The 19,324-nt window shown below is 41.5% G+C and carries 15 protein-coding genes; 6 read left to right on the plus strand and 9 right to left on the minus strand.

Features of this window, described 5'->3' with window-relative positions:
* From D0T51_RS05095 to D0T51_RS05135, 9 genes are all read right to left on the minus strand, one after another.
* Positions 1-2,367: an ABC transporter permease gene (locus tag D0T51_RS05095; protein WP_163726068.1), complete on the minus strand. Its 2,367-nt coding sequence runs from the start codon at positions 2,365-2,367 to the stop codon at positions 1-3.
* 195 nt (positions 2,368-2,562) lie between these two features.
* Complete coding sequence (gene sppA, locus D0T51_RS05100) at positions 2,563-4,374, minus strand: signal peptide peptidase SppA (protein WP_163726071.1); 1,812 nt, start codon at positions 4,372-4,374, stop codon at positions 2,563-2,565.
* A 36-nt stretch (positions 4,375-4,410) separates the two neighbouring features.
* Positions 4,411-4,632: a helix-turn-helix transcriptional regulator gene (locus tag D0T51_RS05105; RefSeq protein ID WP_163726074.1), complete on the minus strand. Its 222-nt coding sequence runs from the start codon at positions 4,630-4,632 to the stop codon at positions 4,411-4,413.
* Between the two features lie 450 nt (positions 4,633-5,082).
* A complete protein-coding gene (locus D0T51_RS05110) occupies positions 5,083-5,466 on the minus strand; it encodes a DUF5024 domain-containing protein (protein WP_163726077.1) in 384 nt (127 codons plus the stop codon).
* A 20-nt stretch (positions 5,467-5,486) separates the two neighbouring features.
* Positions 5,487-6,068, minus strand: coding sequence for a hypothetical protein (locus D0T51_RS05115; RefSeq protein WP_163726079.1), 582 nt, complete (start codon positions 6,066-6,068; stop codon positions 5,487-5,489).
* Positions 6,065-6,565: an RNA polymerase sigma factor gene (locus D0T51_RS05120; RefSeq protein WP_163726082.1), complete on the minus strand. Its 501-nt coding sequence runs from the start codon at positions 6,563-6,565 to the stop codon at positions 6,065-6,067. The genes D0T51_RS05115 and D0T51_RS05120 overlap by 4 nt, the downstream gene beginning before the upstream one ends.
* 148 nt (positions 6,566-6,713) lie before the next feature.
* Positions 6,714-9,077, minus strand: coding sequence for an ABC transporter permease (locus D0T51_RS05125; protein ID WP_163726085.1), 2,364 nt, complete (start codon positions 9,075-9,077; stop codon positions 6,714-6,716).
* 31 nt (positions 9,078-9,108) lie between these two features.
* Positions 9,109-10,359 carry an efflux RND transporter periplasmic adaptor subunit gene (locus tag D0T51_RS05130; protein ID WP_163726088.1) on the minus strand — a complete coding sequence of 417 codons (1,251 nt, stop codon included), beginning with the start codon at positions 10,357-10,359 and terminating at the stop codon, positions 9,109-9,111.
* Positions 10,360-10,406: 47 nt separating this feature from the next.
* The gene (locus D0T51_RS05135) at positions 10,407-11,735 is read right to left on the minus strand and encodes a TolC family protein (protein ID WP_163726091.1); all 1,329 of its coding nucleotides are present in this window, start codon (positions 11,733-11,735) and stop codon (positions 10,407-10,409) included.
* Positions 11,736-11,979: 244 nt separating this feature from the next.
* Here D0T51_RS05135 and D0T51_RS05140 point away from each other — a divergent pair, with 244 nt between their 5' ends.
* From D0T51_RS05140 to D0T51_RS05165, 6 genes are all read left to right on the plus strand, one after another.
* Positions 11,980-13,332 (plus strand): sigma-54 dependent transcriptional regulator, encoded by a 1,353-nt coding sequence (locus tag D0T51_RS05140; protein WP_163726093.1) that lies wholly within the window; start codon positions 11,980-11,982, stop codon positions 13,330-13,332.
* The gene (locus D0T51_RS05145; protein ID WP_163726096.1) at positions 13,322-14,653 is read left to right on the plus strand and encodes a PAS domain-containing sensor histidine kinase; all 1,332 of its coding nucleotides are present in this window, start codon (positions 13,322-13,324) and stop codon (positions 14,651-14,653) included. Before D0T51_RS05140 ends, D0T51_RS05145 begins: the two co-directional genes overlap by 11 nt.
* Positions 14,654-14,817: 164 nt before the next feature.
* Complete coding sequence (locus D0T51_RS05150; RefSeq protein WP_163726099.1) at positions 14,818-16,521, plus strand: glutamine--tRNA ligase/YqeY domain fusion protein; 1,704 nt, start codon at positions 14,818-14,820, stop codon at positions 16,519-16,521.
* A 27-nt stretch (positions 16,522-16,548) separates the two neighbouring features.
* Complete coding sequence (locus D0T51_RS05155) at positions 16,549-18,000, plus strand: lipopolysaccharide assembly protein LapB (RefSeq protein ID WP_163726101.1); 1,452 nt, start codon at positions 16,549-16,551, stop codon at positions 17,998-18,000.
* A gap of 6 nt (positions 18,001-18,006) precedes the next feature.
* On the plus strand, positions 18,007-18,909 hold the full coding sequence (locus tag D0T51_RS05160; protein ID WP_163726104.1) for a DUF368 domain-containing protein: 903 nt from the start codon (positions 18,007-18,009) through the stop codon (positions 18,907-18,909).
* Positions 18,910-19,018: 109 nt separating this feature from the next.
* A complete protein-coding gene (locus tag D0T51_RS05165) occupies positions 19,019-19,309 on the plus strand; it encodes a hypothetical protein (RefSeq protein WP_163726107.1) in 291 nt (96 codons plus the stop codon).
* Positions 19,310-19,324: the final 15 nt, after the last annotated feature.

The following is a 19,324-nucleotide window of genomic DNA, read 5'->3' on the forward strand; positions in this document are numbered from 1 at the left end:
TTATTCTGCTTTGATACTATTCACCGGATTATCGTTAGCCACTTCCCAGGTACGGATGATCACACAGGCCAGGATCATAAGAATAACCAATAAAGCGCTGCTCAGAAACAAGACTATACTCAATGGTATTTTGACAGCGAACTGTTGCAACCATTGCGCACCAACGGCATAAGAGAGTATAATACCTAATACGATAGCCGGCAGGGAGATAACCAATATATCTTTGGATATAATCTGCAGGATACTACCCGCAGTAGCTCCGGTGATCTTCCGGATGGCAATCTCTTTGCTGCGACGCGCGATCTCATCGGAGGTATAACCGATCAATCCCAACAGGGTGATAAAGAGCATCAACAGGGAAGCTACCAATATAGAGTCGCGGAACAGTTTTGCACTCTCGTAACTTTCGTTCAACAAAGAACGATAACTGGTGAAATAGGCTTCTTCATCGTTTAATGTCTCCCGCAATATCGCCGTCATCTCGTTGCGCAGATCCAGATCGAGCGCATTTACCCGTACGATCATACGATCCCAGCTGTCGAAAGAGTGTCTACCGATAATAGCTAAAGGTTGTATACCTTTTAGTATGACTGATTTCGTCTCATAAAGAGCACCTAGCTGATAGTTTTTGATAACTCCGACCACTTCCCACTTCCCATCATTGGCATAAACGGTTTTGCCTATGGGAGAATCCTGCCAATGCATCATCTCAACAAATGCTTCGTTGATAAGAATACCTCTATAACCTTTAGTCAATGGATCCGGAAGCTCCTGTCCACTTAGAAGCGAGATACCGAAAGTTTGTAAATAATCCGGTGTCGCGTAGATTTGGCGGGAAGAAAAAAGCATGTTTTTACCCGTCTCGTCCATCACCATCCATCCGTTCCCTCCATAAACCGGCAGGAAAGGCGAAATACTGACCGACTCTGTTTGTGGCATTTGGCGTATTTTCTCCCGGAGCAGATTAAACTGTTCATTGGTAATACCCTCTGTATTCTGTGTCACCAGAATATTCTCTGTCGTATAACCGAGATCTTTATTAATCAGCATATCGTATTGTTTGACGATAATCACTAACAGGCTGACCACAAAAGCGATCCCGGCAAATTGCACAAACAACAAACCACGTTTCCAATGCCGTTTATTGGCTATTTTACTTCGGAACACCTGTGTCACAGGTATTGCCGCAAAGATAGAAGCCGGAATAACACCTGCCAATAAGAGCAGGACGGCAATAACGATCAGTGTCACCCACAGACTACTCAGAGAGAATATATTGACAAATGAATTCTGCAAGAGTCCCTCTATTTGTCCCCGGAAAGCGAACAACAACAATATAGAAAAGATAATCGAGAGAAACACCTGAACCGCCGTTTCCTGTAAAAACATAGAAAATATATTCCCATGAGTTGCTCCGTTACATTTATGCACACCTACCGCTTTGGCACGAGAGGCTAAAGAAGAAATGGATATCAACACATAATTCATAGCCGAGACAAACAACAAAGCAAAAGCCAATAAGCTTAAAATCAGAATCATCCGCTTCATATTCTCTTCCCCTGAATGTACCTCTTTCACCGGATTAAGAAAGTAAGAAAAGTCAATCCCTTTACCTATATAACTCTCAATATCACAGTATTTCTTCATCATATCCGGCAGTTTGGCTTCCACATCCTCCGGCTTTACTCCAGGACGAAGTTTGACATAACCCAGAAAACGATCGGCACCCACCCACCAGCTCTCATCAAGATCCCAATATTGGCTATTTGTTTTCAGTGATAACAATACGTCAAAGTCCAGATGCGAATTGTCCGGCATATCTCTGAATACACCCGCTACGGTAACCGGTGAATTATCCTCTTTAAATATCAATGTTTCTCCAACCGGTGAGGCATCGTCGAAAATACGTTTGGCTGCTGACTGGGAAAGAAATATATTAGAAGCGATACCCAGTTTCTTTTTATCCCCTTCTATCAGTTCCATTCCAAATATATCCAAGAAGGTAGAATCGACAACCAATAGATTTTCTTTATACTGCACATCCTCCCTTAGCAAATAGGTTTCTTCCGGCCCATGTTGCATCACCACTACTTCTTCCACTTCATACAGGTCGTTTTTCATCGCACCGGGCACCGGATAATTAATCACCGGTCCTTCATATACAGACCCACCATCTTGTGTAATAATCCGTTGCAACCGATACAAACGGTCAGCATCCGGATAAAAGGTATCATAGCTCATCTCGAAAGCCACTTTGGAAAAGAGAACAACCGCAACCGTCAGTCCTAAAGTTAATGAGACTATCTTGATAGAGCTGTTTACTTTCGAATTGGCTATATTCCGTAGTACGTAATAGATATATTTCATGGCTTCAATTATTTCATTTTACCAATCAACTTCAAAATGCATGCCAAAAACATAATCAACTATAAACAAAACACTTACACCCATGCCTAAAATACATATCTGTCCATTTATTTGACACTCATGTACAAATATTTGACAAAAAAAAGTCCGGACTTTTCAATCCGGACTCTCCTTGTATTATATGTAACAACTGATTTAATACGCAACCGATTCAGGCATAAGCGCTTGTCTGAATTCAAATGTTTTCACATTGTTCTTGAACACTTTCTGGTTGTATATTTCAGGACCGAAGATCATCTTTGCTATTTTCACTTCCATTCCCTCTGCCATCTCTTCCATCATAGTGGCAAAGAAGTCTTTCTTTTCCGGATAGCGTGCAATGCTGTAATCTTCTATCTCCGCTTTTTCGGCAGCCAATGCGATCGCTTCTTTTATTCCTCCCAGTTTGTCAACCAAGCCGATTTCTAAAGCCTGACTTCCGGTCCATACGCGACCTTGTCCGATAGCGTCGATCTCCTCCTTAGTCATATTACGACCTTCGGCACAACGGGAAATGAACTGATCGTATCCTTTCTCGATATAGTCCTGCATAAGTTTGGACTCGTCCGCCGTTAAACCTCTGGAATAAGCACTTACAAGGAAAGGAATACCAAAACCTCTTCCGCCGAAAGTACTGAATTTATTGGTTCCCACTTCGTCAAAAGACAATCCCATCTTCTTAGCCAGCTCTTCCCCATTAGGGATCAATCCGAATATACCGATAGAACCAGTCAATGTAGTCGGCTCAGCCACAATCGCAGAGGCACCACATGAGATATAATATCCACCGGAAGCAGCATAAGTACCCATAGATACAACGACCGGTTTTACCTCCTGCAATTCTTTAACCGCATGCCAGATCTGTTCCGATGCCGATGCGCTTCCTCCGGGAGAGTTCACACGGAAGACAACCGCTTTTACATTTTCGTCTTCTTTCAATTTCTTCAACTGCGTAGCATAAGTCTTAGGCGTGATCAATGCGTTCTTATCCGTAAGCGGAGAATTGGGATAGAAATCATTCACAATAGATCCTTCGGCATAAAGGATAGCGATCTTATCTTTCTGGATCTTTTCCTTCTTATCGCTTACCGACTTCATATGCTTCAAAGATGCATATTTCACATCCTTAGCCTTCTCAACATCTACTAAATCCTTGATATAATCTTCCATTTCTACTTCAAACTTCAGATCATCCACCAATCCATAAGAAAGAATATCCTTTGCATCAGAAAACATAAGCGCCTTATCGGCATAAGCGTTCAGAGTATCTACCGGAATATTACGGCTTTCGGAGATATTCGACAACACATGACTCCAAATACTATTCAGATAAGAAGTCACCTGAAGACGGTTCGGTTCACTCATCTTTTCCTGCATATAAGGTTCTACTGCGGATTTGAATGTTCCCACTTTGAATACCTGGTATTTGATACCCATCAGGTCGTACTGGTTCTTCTTGAACTGAGTGATTTGTTGCAATCCTTCAAAACTGAACATCCCTTCCGGATCCATTACTACCTTATCGGCTACGGAAGCCAACATATAAGATCCGGCACCATAGATTTCCCCGTAAGCAACGATAAATTTTCCCGATTCCTTAAAATCGATCAACGCTTTACGGATAGGATCAAGCGTTGCGAATGAAGCGCTCAATAGTTCCATTTTCAGATAGATACCTTTGATGTTCTCATTTTCCTTTGCCTTACGGATAGAAGAAACGATATCCGCTTCAGTCATACTGTCAAAGTCACCCATCAACTTATCCAAAGGAGAAGACATATCCTTGTCGGTTATAACTCCATTCAAAGTCAGTTTAAAGACCGTATTCTCTTTTACCGTATAAGCGGACTCCCCACCGCCGGCAGCCAACATGCCGACAAACATTACCATCGAAATCATCGACAGAATAAAAATAGAAAACAAAACGCCTAACGTAGAGGCAAAAAACATTTTGAAAAAAGATTTCATAACTCAAATTGTTTATTAAGATTAATAGATTTGTTTTTATTTATCATCACTTTGTTCCTCTTCATAGGCCAATATATCGCCCGGCTGGCAATGTAACTCCTTGCAGATGGCCTCCAGCGTACTGAAACGGATCGCTTTGGCTTTGCCTGTCTTTAATATCGACAGGTTGGCCGGCGTTATTTGCAATCGGTCGGAAAGCTCATTCAAGGAGATCTTCCGTTTCGCCATCATTACATCTAAATTTACTATTATTGCCATCTCTTTTTTCTTGGATAGATCCGACTTCGGATTTCACGATACAAAACAATATATTTTTTTTGAATAAAACAAATTATTTATCGAAAAACAGTAATTTTTTATTGTATACGCAGGAAAATAGCATCAAATAGCATACAAAAAGCGTGTATATCCATCGGAATTTTCTGCATTCAACAGGGATAATTCTGTTGCCGATGCGCATCGGCAATATTGTCGATGCCCATCAGCAATATTGACGAAGCGCATCGACAATATTGACGAAGCCCTTCAGCAAAAGAAAAGTCCGTCCTATTTTTTGTGTCTTTGTCGGGATGAATCTGCCCTATATCAGTTATAAAATAGAATTTCAGGGGGGAAGAGGAAGGTGTTTATTGAAAAAAAAACACCCTATCTTCACAGACAGGGCATCTCCAGTTATTTGCTTAGTCAAATTATGAGTATGTATTCATATTAGTTTTCAATGAAAGAGATAGAAACTGCATTTCCATCCTTTTTCTGGGATATAGAGAAGGAGGTATTTCCAAAGCGGTAAAAAGAAGGGACCATCTTTCCATTCACCTTCGATTCGATGATCTGGGTGGCATCCGCTTCATCTTTTTTAGCCGCTTCAATAAACAGATCGAGTAGTTCTTCATTGTTTTTAAACATGATACTGGTAACTGTTCTTTGTCTATTTTTAGCCGGATCCCGGTCGCGCACCCGGCTGAGCTCCACATTATCCATTGTTTCACATTTTTTCACCAGGGCTTTTATATGCGTTTGCCCATATATTTCACTGCATACACTGCCTGTTATAAGTAACAAGGCGATTAAAAGAAAATGTTTTGTCTTCATAACTTCGCTGTTGTTTTAATTTATTCACATTCTATCTGTAATATATTCTCTGCTTCTTTTCTTATTTTCTTATCCGGAAACTGATGAATAATCTCGCAATACTGTGTCTTTATCTCCTGCACGATCTTCTCATAAGGATCTTCCGCTTCTGTCATCCTTTGCAAGAAAAGAGCACTCTTTTCTTCCTGCAAAAGGGCTATCTGCATGGCTGATTCAAGTTCCGGGCGTATTTGTTGCAGGTCGTCTATCCGCTCTCCATTGCGGATGATATAACTTCCTTCCCAGGCATCAGGCGTATCGGATGTTGAAAAAAAGAGGGAGCGAAAGCCCAGTAAAAATAATACGGTAGCAGCGACACTGAACCAGGTAATCCAACGTTTCTTCGAAGGATGCACCGGCAGATCCAACAGATTCTCTTTCTCCTTGAATTCCTCTGTTATTCCTTTTTCAAAATAGCCAAACACCGGTTTATAAGATTCCAGATGAGGAGGCACAGCTTCCGTAGCAAAGAAGTCGTACAATATCTGTTCTTCTTCCTTCTTTGTCTTACCATCAAAAAAACGATCCAGTAAGTCCTCTATATCTTTATATGTATTTCTCATTCTTCCTGCATTTTAAAAAATAATTCTTTCACCCGTCGCCTGGCCCGTGAGAGGTTCATCCGGATCGCATCGGGAGAGCTCCCGGTGAGTTCGGCTATTTCCTGCACTTCATAGCCATCCACATGTTTCATCCGCAGAATCGTTTGTTGCAGGTCGGGTAATCGATCTATTATCCGCATCACATGCGCCAGGGTATCTTTCCGTTCCAATTCCTGATAGGGAGAATCCGTATCAGGAACGACTTCCCCATCCTGCATATCCTCCAGTTTCCGCCCCAGTACTTTTAAACGGTTCAGACATAAATGTTTCGTTATCGTCACAGAAAGTGCCTGCACATTATTATACCGATCGAGCTGCGTACGCATATACCACAGTTTCAAAAAGACTTCTTGCACGATATCCTCCGCATCCGCCCTATCTTCCAATAAACGTTGCGCATAGAAGAGTAAATCTTCACGTATGGATAACACCTCTTTTTTAAACTGTTCCTGCTCCATTCTATATAAACGACAATCGAGGGAGAAAAATATAACATTAGGAAGTAAAAAAAGTGATTAGTGTTTAGTGATTAGTGTTTAGTACGCAAGCGATAAAATCACTAAACTACTAATCATTAAACACTAAACACTAAACACTAATTATTAATCATTCCCCTTTCACCGTCTCCGCCGGGTTCGCTATGGCGGCGCGATAGCTGTTGAGGCTAACGACAGAAAGGATAACAGAAAGAACGGCTATTACACAGAGAATATATAACACCAATGAAACTGTTGCTTTTTCCGAGAATTGCTCCTGCCATTTCATGGACACATAACCAGCCACACAACAGCCCACTATCAGAGCCGGAAGAGCGATACGGAATATATCCAATAAGAACAAACGCAAGATATCGAGGATGGTTGCTCCGTTGACTTTGCGGATAGCGGTTTCCCGGCGACGGCGGTTTATCTCGTCGTTGGTATAACCAACCAGACCGATCAGCGCGATAATCAAAGCGACAATACCTCCTAGAAGAACCGAGTCGCGGAACTTACGGGAGCTGGTATATAAATCGACCAACTCGGTAGAATAGGCATAAACAAGAATTTCTTTATTCGGTATCAGCTTAGTCAACAGATCAGATACCTTCTGGTTTGCTTCCGCTGTCAACTGGTGATATTTCACCATCAGCGTGCGGGAAGGTTTGTTACTATAGAACATAATGCTCGCGCGTGTATCTTCCCGGCCGATAACTCCCACACGGAAATCTTCATATACACCACATATTGTAAAAGGTCCGCCATGTTCACTGATATAAATATCTTTGCCTACCGCCCCATCCGGCCAGTCGACAAACATCTTTATCTTCTCTACAAATTTACGGCTAACCATCACCTCACGGGAATTCGTTACATCCTCCATAAAAGAGTTACCTTCGATCACTGGTATTTCCATCAGATCCAGGTACCCGTTCCCAACAGAGTAGAAATCCGCTATATTGAACAGCTCACGGTCGTCATTCGGAAGGGAGATATTATTGCCCGACGGCCATCCAAAGGGTATTTGCGAACAATAAGAGACAGCGGCAACCTCAGGCAAACGACCGACCTCTTCAATCACCTTCTGACGTAAATCTTCGTCCACCCCACTTAAATGACTATATGCCAGGTTCTCATATGTATATCCGGGATCATCCGTTACCATATAATCGTATTGACGGGCAATCACCATCAATAAAGCAACCAGGAAGCCGGTAGCCACAAACTGCACAAACAATAAGGCTAGTTTCCAAAAACGCCGATTCTCATTATAATTACGGAAAGCCGAAGCGATAGGCACCCGCGCATACAAATATCCCGGTAACAAACCGGAAGCAAAGAATACGATGACACACACACCTAACAATAACAAACAGGCATTCCAGGAGAACAGTACTCCCAAAGTGGCAGACAATAAATCTTCTATCAACGTCTGAAAGGTAAAGATTAGAAGAACAGCCAACAATAAAGACAGGATTAAATCGATTCCTGTTTCCATCAGCATTTTCCGGTAAATATGAGCGTCTGAGGCCCCATAACATTTGTTCACCGCCATTTCTTTCGCCCGGTTTACCAGAGAGGAGATAACAATTAATATATAATTCATCACGGCGGTAAAGATCAAAGCAAAAGCGAGTAAGGAGAGCAACATAAACATACGTTTCACCTCGGGAGTACCTTTATGCAGAACCAACAAAGGCTTAAGAGCGTAACCCAGATCAACACCTGCTTTCTTTAACTCCTCCATCGGTTGATTCTTCTCCTGCATCCTTCGTATTGCCGGGGCTATCTTTTCGGGAGTCACTCCGGACAGCAACTTCACATATCCCATATAACGATCATTGCCTACCCAGTTCATAGAGCCGTCCCAATAGAACTGAGAGATTGAAATCATAGAAACCACCACATTATATTTAAGGTGCGAGTTCTCCGGTATATCTTCAAAGACACCGCCGATCGTGATCGTCTTACCAGGGAAGTTATCCATCTCGATAGTCTTTCCCACAACAGTCGACACATCGCCTAGCTTTTCAGCTATCTTCCTGGACACCATCGCATACATCGGACGCGCCAATACATCTTTCACATCACCGGAGAGTATCGGACGAGGAAATACATCAAACAAAAAGGGATCGGCCAATACCAGGTTTCCACGGTATTTATTCTTTTCCGGAGTAAGGAAAACAGCGTCTACACCCAGCCAGGTATAACGGGTGGCAACCTCTACTTCAGGTACCTCCTCTTTCATGCCCGGAGCAATCGCTCCACTCACTTGTGGGTACTCTTTATCATCATCTTCACGTGATATAGTCGACTGTATCTGGTATATACGATTCCCATCCGGGAAGAAGTCGTCATAAGACTGATCCATATACACTTTGGCTATCAACACCAATCCCATGGCCAAGCCGACACCCAGAGATATTATTTTAAAGATATTATTCCTCCCTTTTTTAAAAAGAGAACGGATGATTATAATTTGATTTATCATGTTATTCTTTTTTTAGTCGTCCCAATAATTATCACTCCAACACCAACACCTCATTCTCTTTATAACTCTCATAACTGGAGACGATCACCCGTTCACCGGCTTCCAATCCTTCCAATACTTCGTAGTATTGTGGGTTCTGGCGTCCGATACGGATCTGTCGGCGATAAGCTTTCTTCCCATCTTTATCCAATACAAAGATCCAGCTACCTCCTGTATGTTGGAAGAAAGTACCTTTGGGTATAATAATACTTTCGGTAGGTTGCCCCAGTTCCAGGTTGATGTAATAGGTTTGCCCGCTGCGGATATTATCCGGGCGTTCACCGGTAAAGATAAATTCAGTACGGAATTTGCCTTCCCGTACTTCCGGAAATACCCGCCGGATGGTAAGGGCAAAGCTGCTTCCTTGTCTTTCAAATGTAGCATTCAATCCGGCACGTACCCGGTCGATATAATGCTCATCGATTCTCGCTTCTACTTTATAGTCGGAAAGATCATTGATCTGTCCAATCATCTGTCCGGAAACAATATTCTGTCCCAGTACGACATTCAGGAGCCCCAATTCGCCATCTATCTGCGAACGTACATTCAGGTCTTCCCTGCGTTTACGAATCAATTGCATATTTTCCTGCATATTCGCCACACTTTCTTCCATCTGATCGATCTGCATCGAACGATAAATAGAATCCTGCAAGATACGCTCGGTGATCAATGTTTGTTTTCTCTTGGCTAATTCATAATCTTCTTTTGCTTTCAGATATTCTTCCCGGGAAACGAGTTCTTCCTTGAACAGGTTCTCATATTGTTCATAGGTACGCCGCATTCTTACCATGTCCAGGTCTGTCTGCAACTTCAGGTTTTCATTATCCAATTTTTGTTGTTGCATATTAATCTGCGTATTACGCAAAATATTCATTTGCTCCGTCAGGTTGGCTTCCGAGGTCAGGATAGATAATTCCAAATTGGAGTTTGAAAGCCGGACGATAACATCTCCTTTTTTCACCTGTGCCCCTTCTTCTACAACTTTTTCTTCTACGATCCCCCCTTCTTGCGGGCTCAACTGCACCACCGTTACGGGTTGTACCTGTCCATCCGTACGCACAAAGTCATTGAACATATCCTGGGTCACATGACCGATACTGATACCTCTTGCATCCACACGTAAGGTAGAGGAATGATCGCCGAAGATAATCCAGCCTACCAATACCAGAAATAATACACCACCTATTACATAAGGAAAATGTTTTTTCTGCAGTCCTTTCTTTTTTTCTAATTGAATATCCATGGTTCTATCGTTTTTATTTTTTTATTACTTCTTTTTCGTTTGGCTCTTTAGTCTATTAATGGCTCCCCTTTATAATAGTTCACCTCTTTGCATTTGATAAGATACATCAATCTCTTCTGCAGGAGATTGGCCTTGGATTGTAAAAGGATATTTGCACTTGTCTGTAAATCGAGCGGACTCATCAAGCCTTCTTCGAATTTACGGTAAGTCACCCGGTAAGAAAAATCATCCGCCTCTCTCTTTTTCTCCATCTGTATTGTTTCTTTTGCATATCCCTCCCGTTCCAAGACGGCCTTTTCGATAGCTGTTTGTAGTTGGCGAAGAATCTCGGTCTGTTGTTCCTGGGCAATCCGCAGGTTATTCTTTGCACGACGAACAGAGGTCACCTTTCGCAATCCGTTAAAGAGAGGAAAGCTCAAAGAAAATTCGACATATTCTCTTCGTTTATTTTTAAACTGATTGGAGAAAGACGATTGTTCGCCTTCATACTTCAGGTCTTTATAATAATTCGTAGAAATTCCTGCCCCAAAGGAGATACTCGGTAAAAGTTTTCCCTTTTCGATGAGATACTGCATTTTCGATGCTTCTAATTGATAGGCAGACTGTAATGCCGTAGGATGAGCTTCCTTGGCAAAATGATAGATATTATCAACCGATTCGGACATCTCCATATAATTGTTGGTTACGACCATCGTATCGATCAACAAAGCTTCTTCCGCAGGAAAATTCATACAATTCTTTAAGGTTAACAAAGCGGTATTATACTGATTTTGTTGATTTGTCAGATAATAATCATCCTGAGCAACCAACGCTTCTATTTGAGCGATATCCGCTTTCCCTTTCAACCCTAACTCTTCCTGTCGTTTTGTTTTATAAAGAGTACGGCTGCTTTCTTCTAGTTTCTCTGTGGCATACCGAACTGTTCCCTGATAATAAAGAACGTCTACATAAGCGGCCATTGTCTGGATAGCCAGGTCGTCTTTTTCTTTTTGAATATTCGTCATACCCAACTGTCGGTTTACCTTTGCCAGTCTCCAACTGTTTATCAACTGCCCCCCCGTAAATAGAGGAATAGATACTCCCACTGAATAATAATTCTGAAAAACAGTCGTGTTAGTATATTGGTTATCATCATCCACATTACGTCCAAAAGCGTAACTGGCCGAAACGTTCGTGGATATGGAAGGCAGGAAAGAGGCCAATGACTGCGCATACTCCGCTTTATACGTATGATGCATATACACCTGTTTTTTCACCTTGGGACTATATGTTATGGCATATCGCATACAGTCTTCCATCGTCCAATATTTCTCTTGTGCTTCAACCCAAGCGGTCATCATCCACACAAAAATGATTGTAAATACTATCTTTTTCATTGCATTATTATTTTCTAATCACCTATAAACAAAGAGCATGCCAAAAGGATAAAACACTGAAAACCAAAATCGTAAAACGACAAACAGATTAGACACTGTCCAATTATTTGACAATACTGTAAAAGAATTAGACAAATCCCAAGGTGTTTTTTTTCAAAAATATATGTCCAATTATTTGACAGTACGTAGGTAGTATAAAAGTGAAGAAGTATCTTTGTCCATATATTTTATATTCAATCCCAATATGGCTAAGCAAGGAACGATTCTGGTTGTTGACGATAATAAAGCGATTCTAACAGCTGTACATATGTTATTAAGTACCCGTTTTGAAAAGGTTATTACCCTGGCAACTCCCAATAAAATCATGTCTACACTGGAGGCCGAAAAAGTCGATGTTGTTCTGCTTGACATGAACTTCAGTGCGGGTATCAATAATGGAAATGAAGGACTCTTCTGGTTGTCGGAGATAAAGAAAAAAGACCCGAGCATTCCGGTTGTTCTTTTTACCGCTTATGCCGATATAGAACTGGCCGTACGGGGCATTAAAGAAGGAGCCGCTGACTTTGTTGTAAAACCCTGGGACAATACCAAATTGATCGAATCGATACAAATGGCCTATGCGCTTCGTTCCCCCCAAAAAGGGAAAGAAAACAATACAAAGAAACGACTCATATCCAACGAAAGTGGCATGTTCTGGGGAGAGAGTCCGGCTATGCAACAATTACATTTATTGATAGAGAAGGTGGCTGTTACAGATGCCAATATATTGATTACCGGAGAAAATGGAACAGGGAAAGAAATGCTGGCCCGGGAGATTCATTTATTATCGAACCGGAAAAAAGAAGAGATTGTCACTGTAGATATGGGGGCTATTACAGAAACCCTGTTTGAAAGCGAACTATTCGGGCATATCAAAGGGGCTTTTACCGATGCCCGGACCGACCGAGCCGGAAAATTTGAAGCAGCCACTAACGGCACCCTCTTCCTGGATGAAATAGGGAATCTGCCTTATCATTTACAGGCCAAACTACTCACAGCGATTCAGCAACGAGCGGTGGTACGGGTGGGTAGCAATACTCCGATACCTGTTAATATCCGGTTGATAAGTGCCACCAACCGGAATCCGGAAAAAATGGTGCAGGAAGGACAGTTCCGGGAAGACTTACTCTACCGCATCAATACGATTCATGTAGAAATACCCCCTTTGCGGGAGCGGGTGGAAGACATTGTTCCTTTATCGGAAATATTTCTGTCTAAATTCGGAAATATCTATGGAAAACCTTCGCTTCAACTTTCAACAGAGGCCAAAGACAAACTGAAAGAACAACCCTGGCTCGGTAACATAAGGGAACTGGAACATACGATAGAAAAGGCAGTCATCATCAGTGACTCCAGCATATTGGATGCTTCCGACTTCCATTTTTCACCCAAGCAAAAGGGTATTATACTGAAAGACGTCACTACTTTGGAAGAGATGGAATACAACATGATAAAGAAAGCGATGGATAAATACGAAGGCAATCTGTCCATGGTAGCCAATCAATTAGGTATTTCGAGACAAACGCTTTACAACAAGATCAAACGGTATGAACTATAAAAATATCTCGCGGAAAATTTATCATAATTTATTTTTCCGTCTCTTTTTATTGGTAGGTTTTACCATAATCCTAACCGTCTTTATCATCCGGCAGGATTGGATACATGTATTTTTTTGGGGTATAGGCTGGCTCTTTTCTCTTCTTTTCTTACGCAATCTGTACAAACAGAATGCCCGGAAAGTAGCCTTTATGTTTGATGCCATAGACAATAGCGATTATGCTTTTAAATATGCCACCCAAGGCCATTCATCCGATGATGCACTGGTTAGTAACTCGTTGAATCGTATCACACAAATACTCTTTCAGGCTAAAGCGGAAGCCGCTCAAAAAGAAAAATATTATGAACTGATCATGGACTCAGTAAATACAGGTATTATTGTATTGGATGATCAAGGTTATATTTTTCAAACAAATAAAGAAGCCCTCCGGTTAATCGGCCTGAGTGTTTTCACACACGTAAAACAACTGCACCGGATAGATGCCAATCTGGAAGAGATCATGCGAGACATTCGCCCGGGCGAAAAGCATCAGTTATCGTTATCAAACGAACGGGGTACAGTCTACCTCTCTATCCGGGTTTCGGGAATGACACTGCAAAAAAAACATGTACGTATCATTGCCATCAACGATATTAATCGCGAATTGGATGAAAAAGAAATTGACTCCTGGATACGACTGACGCGCGTATTGACTCATGAGATCATGAATTCCATAACCCCGATCACTTCCCTGAGTGAGACACTCTTGTCTATGCATGAGGATGTAAATAAGGATATACGAAACGGGCTGGAAACGATCAGTACTACCGGGAAAAGCCTGATCTCTTTTGTCGAATCATACCGTAAGTTCACCCATATACCTGTGCCCAACCCTTCTCTATTCTATGTCGGTAAATTTCTGGAACGAATGATACAGTTGGCACGACATCAGAATGATTATCCACAGATAAAAATACAGATGCACATTGAGCCGGCCGATCTGATCTTATACGCTGATGAGAATCTTATCACCCAAGTGGTATTAAACCTATTAAAAAATGCCATGCAAGCCATTGGCGGCGAACGCGAAGACGGCCTGATCCAGGTAAAAGCTTACTGCAATGAAGAAGAAGCGGTATTGATCGAAATCAGTAACAACGGTCCAGTCATTCCGGCGGAAGAAATAGAACATATCTTTGTGCCTTTCTTTACCACCAAAGAAGGGGGTAGCGGAGTCGGCCTGTCTGTTTCCCGGCAAATCATGCGTCTCTCCGGAGGAAGCATCACGTTAAAAAGCGGAATAACGACTAAACAGACCACTTTCACACTGACTTTTCCCTGATCCCCTCCCGCTTCCAATGGGCTTCGTCACAGCCTCTGTTAGAAAGAGGAAGGCCATATCGGCTTTATAATCCCTCTTTCTCCGAATAAGATTTAGCCGAATCATTTTATACAAAAGAAGAAATAACTACCTTTGTACCTTTATTTAGCACTTTATATAAAAATATGAGCGATATCAGAATAAACGAGGAAGAAAGCAAAAAAAGTTTGAACTTTATTGAAGCTATTGTTGAGAAAGATTTAGCAGAGGGTAAAAATAGTGGAAAGATTCAAACCCGTTTCCCACCTGAGCCCAATGGGTATCTACATATAGGACATGCCAAAGCCATTTGCTTGGACTTCGGCATAGCCGAGACATACGGTGGTGTATGTAATCTGCGTTTTGACGACACGAACCCAGTGAAAGAAGACGTTGAATATGTTGACTCTATCATGGATGACATCCAATGGTTGGGCTTCCATTGGAATGAAATATTTTATGCCTCTGATTATTTTCAACAGTTGTTTGATTTTGCAGTACAGCTGATAAAAGAAGGCAAAGCCTATATCGATGAACAAAGTGCTGAAGTTATCGCTCAACAAAAAGGAACCCCTACCCAACCCGGTATAGAAAGTCCGTACCGCAATCGTCCGATAGAGGAGAACCTGGATCTCTTCCTTCGTATGCAAGCCGGTGAATTTGAAGAAGGCCGCATGATCCTGCGTGCTAAAATAGACATGGCTTCTTCGAATATGCACTTCCGGGATCCGATCATGTATCGTATCATCAAACATCCGCATCACCGGACAGGAACTACCTGGAAGGTATATCCGATGTATGACTTCGCACACGGACAAAGTGATTTCTTCGAAGGTGTTACCCATTCTCTGTGTACCTTAGAATTTGAAGTGCACCGTCCTTTATACGATTATTTTATTGATCTATTGAAGAAGGATGATAATTACCGTCCCCGTCAGATAGAATTCAACCGTTTAAACCTCACCTATACGGTTATGAGCAAACGGAAACTTCTGCAATTGGTAAAAGAAGGCTTGGTCAATGGCTGGGATGATCCACGTATGCCGACAATCTGTGGTTACCGCCGCCGCGGTTTCACCCCACAGGCTATACGTAACTTTGTCAATAAGATCGGTTATACAAAATATGACGGTATCATTGATGTCGCCTTACTTGAACATGCCGTTCGTGAAGACCTGAATGCTACAGCTCCCCGTGTTTCTGCTGTATTAGACCCTGTCAAACTGGTTCTCACCAACTATCCGGAAGGAGAAACAGAAATGATGGAAGCTGTGAATAACCCGGAAGATCCGACTGCAGGCTCTCACGAAATAGCTTTCTCCCGCGAATTATATATCGAACGGGAAGACTTTATGGAAGACGCTCCGAAAAAGTTCTTCCGCATGACTCCGGGACAGGAAGTGCGTCTGAAAAATGCCTATATCGTCAAATGTACAGGTGTTAAAAAGAACGAAGCTGGTGAAATTGAAGAGATATATGCAGAATTTGATCCTAACACCAAGAGCGGTATGCCGGAAAGTAACCGCAAAGTGAAAGGAACCTTACACTGGGTTTCCGCCACACATAGCCTACCGGCAGAGGTTCGTCTGTATGACCGTTTATTCATGGTGGAAAACCCTTCAGAAGAAAAAGAGAAAGACTTTACCGAATTGCTTAACCCGGATTCCTTGAAAGTATTGAAAAATTGTAGAGTGGAGGCTGAATTACAACATGCCAAAGCTTACGATCACTTTCAATTCCAACGCTTAGGATACTTCAACCTGGATCCGGACAGTAAAGATGGACACTTGATATTCAACCGTACCGTTTCATTAAAAGACAGTTGGAGTAAGGTGAAAGATAAAGCATAAAAGAGAATATATTTTGGACTATCTTCTATGAAAAAAGACGATATTGCACGTCTATTAAATCGGTATGTATCTGCTCGTAAAGAACATAAAGAATCGTATTTCGATGCTGATGAGATCGATGAATTATTAAACAGCTTTGAGGAATCGGAAGACTTTTCATTGTATGATGAAGTATTAGCGTTCGGTCTGAAACTTCATCCGGATAATACGGATCTGCAAATCAGACAATGCCGGCAATACATGATGAATGAAAATTATGAAGAAGCCTTGTCTCTGATAAAACACATAGGAGAAACCGGGAACCAGGATATCGATATGTTAGAATTACAATGTTATTGTATGCTTGAAAAATACAATAAAGTCATTGAATTAACAGAAAAACTGATATCCGATGAACACGCGTATATTTCGTCCCTGTTCGAATATGTAACTCCTTTCCTTAACGATATGGAATTGTATAAAGAAGCGATCGATTATGCCGAACGCGGGCTCAAACTTTACCCTGACAACCTGATACTCAAAGAAGAGTATTGTTACGCCTTAGAATCGGAAGGAGATATAATCCACGCAATAAAAATATGCAATGAACTGATTGATAAAAATCCTTATTCTTTCGATTATTGGTTTTCCATGGGACGACTTTATTCCCTGGCTGCCGAATATGATAAAGCAATCGAGGCATTTGATTTTGCTCTTACCTGCGACGAACCGGATCCGGAACTAATGATACTCAAAGCTTATTGCCTCTATATGAATGAGAGTTACGAAAAGGCTATTGAAGTATATCAAGAATTATCTTCAGGAGAAGAAATACCGGATCGGATCAAACCGCTTATGGCAGAGTGTTATATCAAAATGGATCAGTATGAAAAAGCCTATCTGTTGCTTCATGACCTGGCTACAGGCGAAAATCCTTCAGAGGAGGCTTCTGTCTATATCCACTATATGCGATGCTGTGTAAAGACAAACAGAGACCAGGAAGCATTCAAAACGCTACTGACAGCTGCCTCTTTATTCCCGGATAACATACGTATTTTATCCCTGTTGGCCAATGCATATATGGAAAGTGGTGAGGAGGATAAAGCATTGCTTATTACCGACAGACTGTTCAATGCTTTGGACGATATAGAAAAACTGGAGAATGAAGATGATGGAGAAGGACTTTATTATAGCGGACATTATCTTTTTGTCAAAGGGAAAATAGAGAAGGCTATCAGTTGTTATGAAAAAGCCTATCAGATCAATCCGGATTTACCCTATATCCATATCTATATGGCTATGGCTTATCTTTCCAAAGGAGATATGGAGCGTTTTTCGAAACACTATAAACAGACATCGCCGGGAGAAATGCTGAGGTATATGCGAAAAACTGAAATTAATATGAACAACGAAGAATTTATTCAGATGATTATCAGTAAACCTATACTTTCACACGAGTTGGCACATGAATACATTAACAACAAAGATAACAGCAATTAAAATCCAATGAACAGATCAATCAAAGAGTATATATTTTTAGCCTTGAAAGGTGTAGCTATGGGAGCAGCCGACGTTGTTCCGGGGGTATCAGGTGGAACCATTGCTTTTATAGTCGGAATTTATCAGGAATTGTTGGATTCTATTAAAAATATTAATGGCAGTAGCCTGAAAATGTTATTTACCGGAAAGATCACTTCTTTCTGGAAAGCTATAAATGGGAACTTTTTATTGGCTTTAGTAGCAGGGATTGGCATAAGCATCTTCTCATTGGCTAAGCTTATCACCTATCTTTTGGTTGCTCATCCCATACTGGTTTGGGCCTTCTTCTTTGGACTGATACTTGCTTCTACCTGGTTTGTATCCAAAGATATCAACAAATGGAGCTGGAAAACAGTAATAAGCTTTACCATCGGTGCGGTGGTTGCCTATTTTGTGACAGTAGCCACACCGGCTGAGACCCCCGATGGACTGTGGTTCATCTTCCTGAGTGGAGCCGTTGCTATCTGTGCCATGATCCTTCCGGGTATATCGGGCAGTTTTATTCTCGTATTATTGGGTAAGTATTACTTTGTTATGGAAGCTGTAAAAACGGTTAATATCCCGGTAATATTAGTCTTTATCAGCGGAGCAGCCATTGGTATAACCAGTTTCTCACGGATATTATCCTATACCTTACGAAAATTTCATGATATCACTTATGCTCTATTAGCCGGTTTTATGCTGGGTTCGCTCAATAAAGTATGGCCCTGGAAAAAGGTGGTAGAAACATATGTTGACAATCAGGGGCATACCAAACCTTTGATCGAAGCCAATATACTTCCGAATGAACTCATCTGGCAAGGGTTTGCATTGATGATTCTGGGCTTCTGCCTTGTCTATTTCCTGGAGAAGCTTTCCGCCAAAAAATAACGGCAACCACTCCCATCCCCATATATCCATGGGGTTATTCATATATTTGTATCCATAATCATGTGTATATATTTTTCTCACACTTCTGAAGTGTAAAACATTTATCAAAATGAAAAAAATCTTATTATTTATGCTTGCGGTTTGCTATTGCTTACCCATGCAAACGAGTGCGGCTAACAAAGAGAACCCGGATTGGGAAGCTATGGCCGATGGTATGACACAAGCCCTTATCAAACATTTCTGGGGAGCAAACTTTGAAGGGTATTCCGACCGATATTATTTCAATTATGAAAGTGACCTGACCAATATGACAACTGGAAATTCCATCGAAAGTGACCCCCTTCGGCCAATTCAAAGTGCCCCCCTAAAGTTGTGTTTCACAACGAGGTCATTTTTGTAGTTGTTTTTGAGGTTG

Origin of the sequence: Parabacteroides sp. 52, from assembly GCF_010500925.1 — a bacterium.
Taxonomy (GTDB): domain Bacteria; phylum Bacteroidota; class Bacteroidia; order Bacteroidales; family Tannerellaceae; genus QVMG01.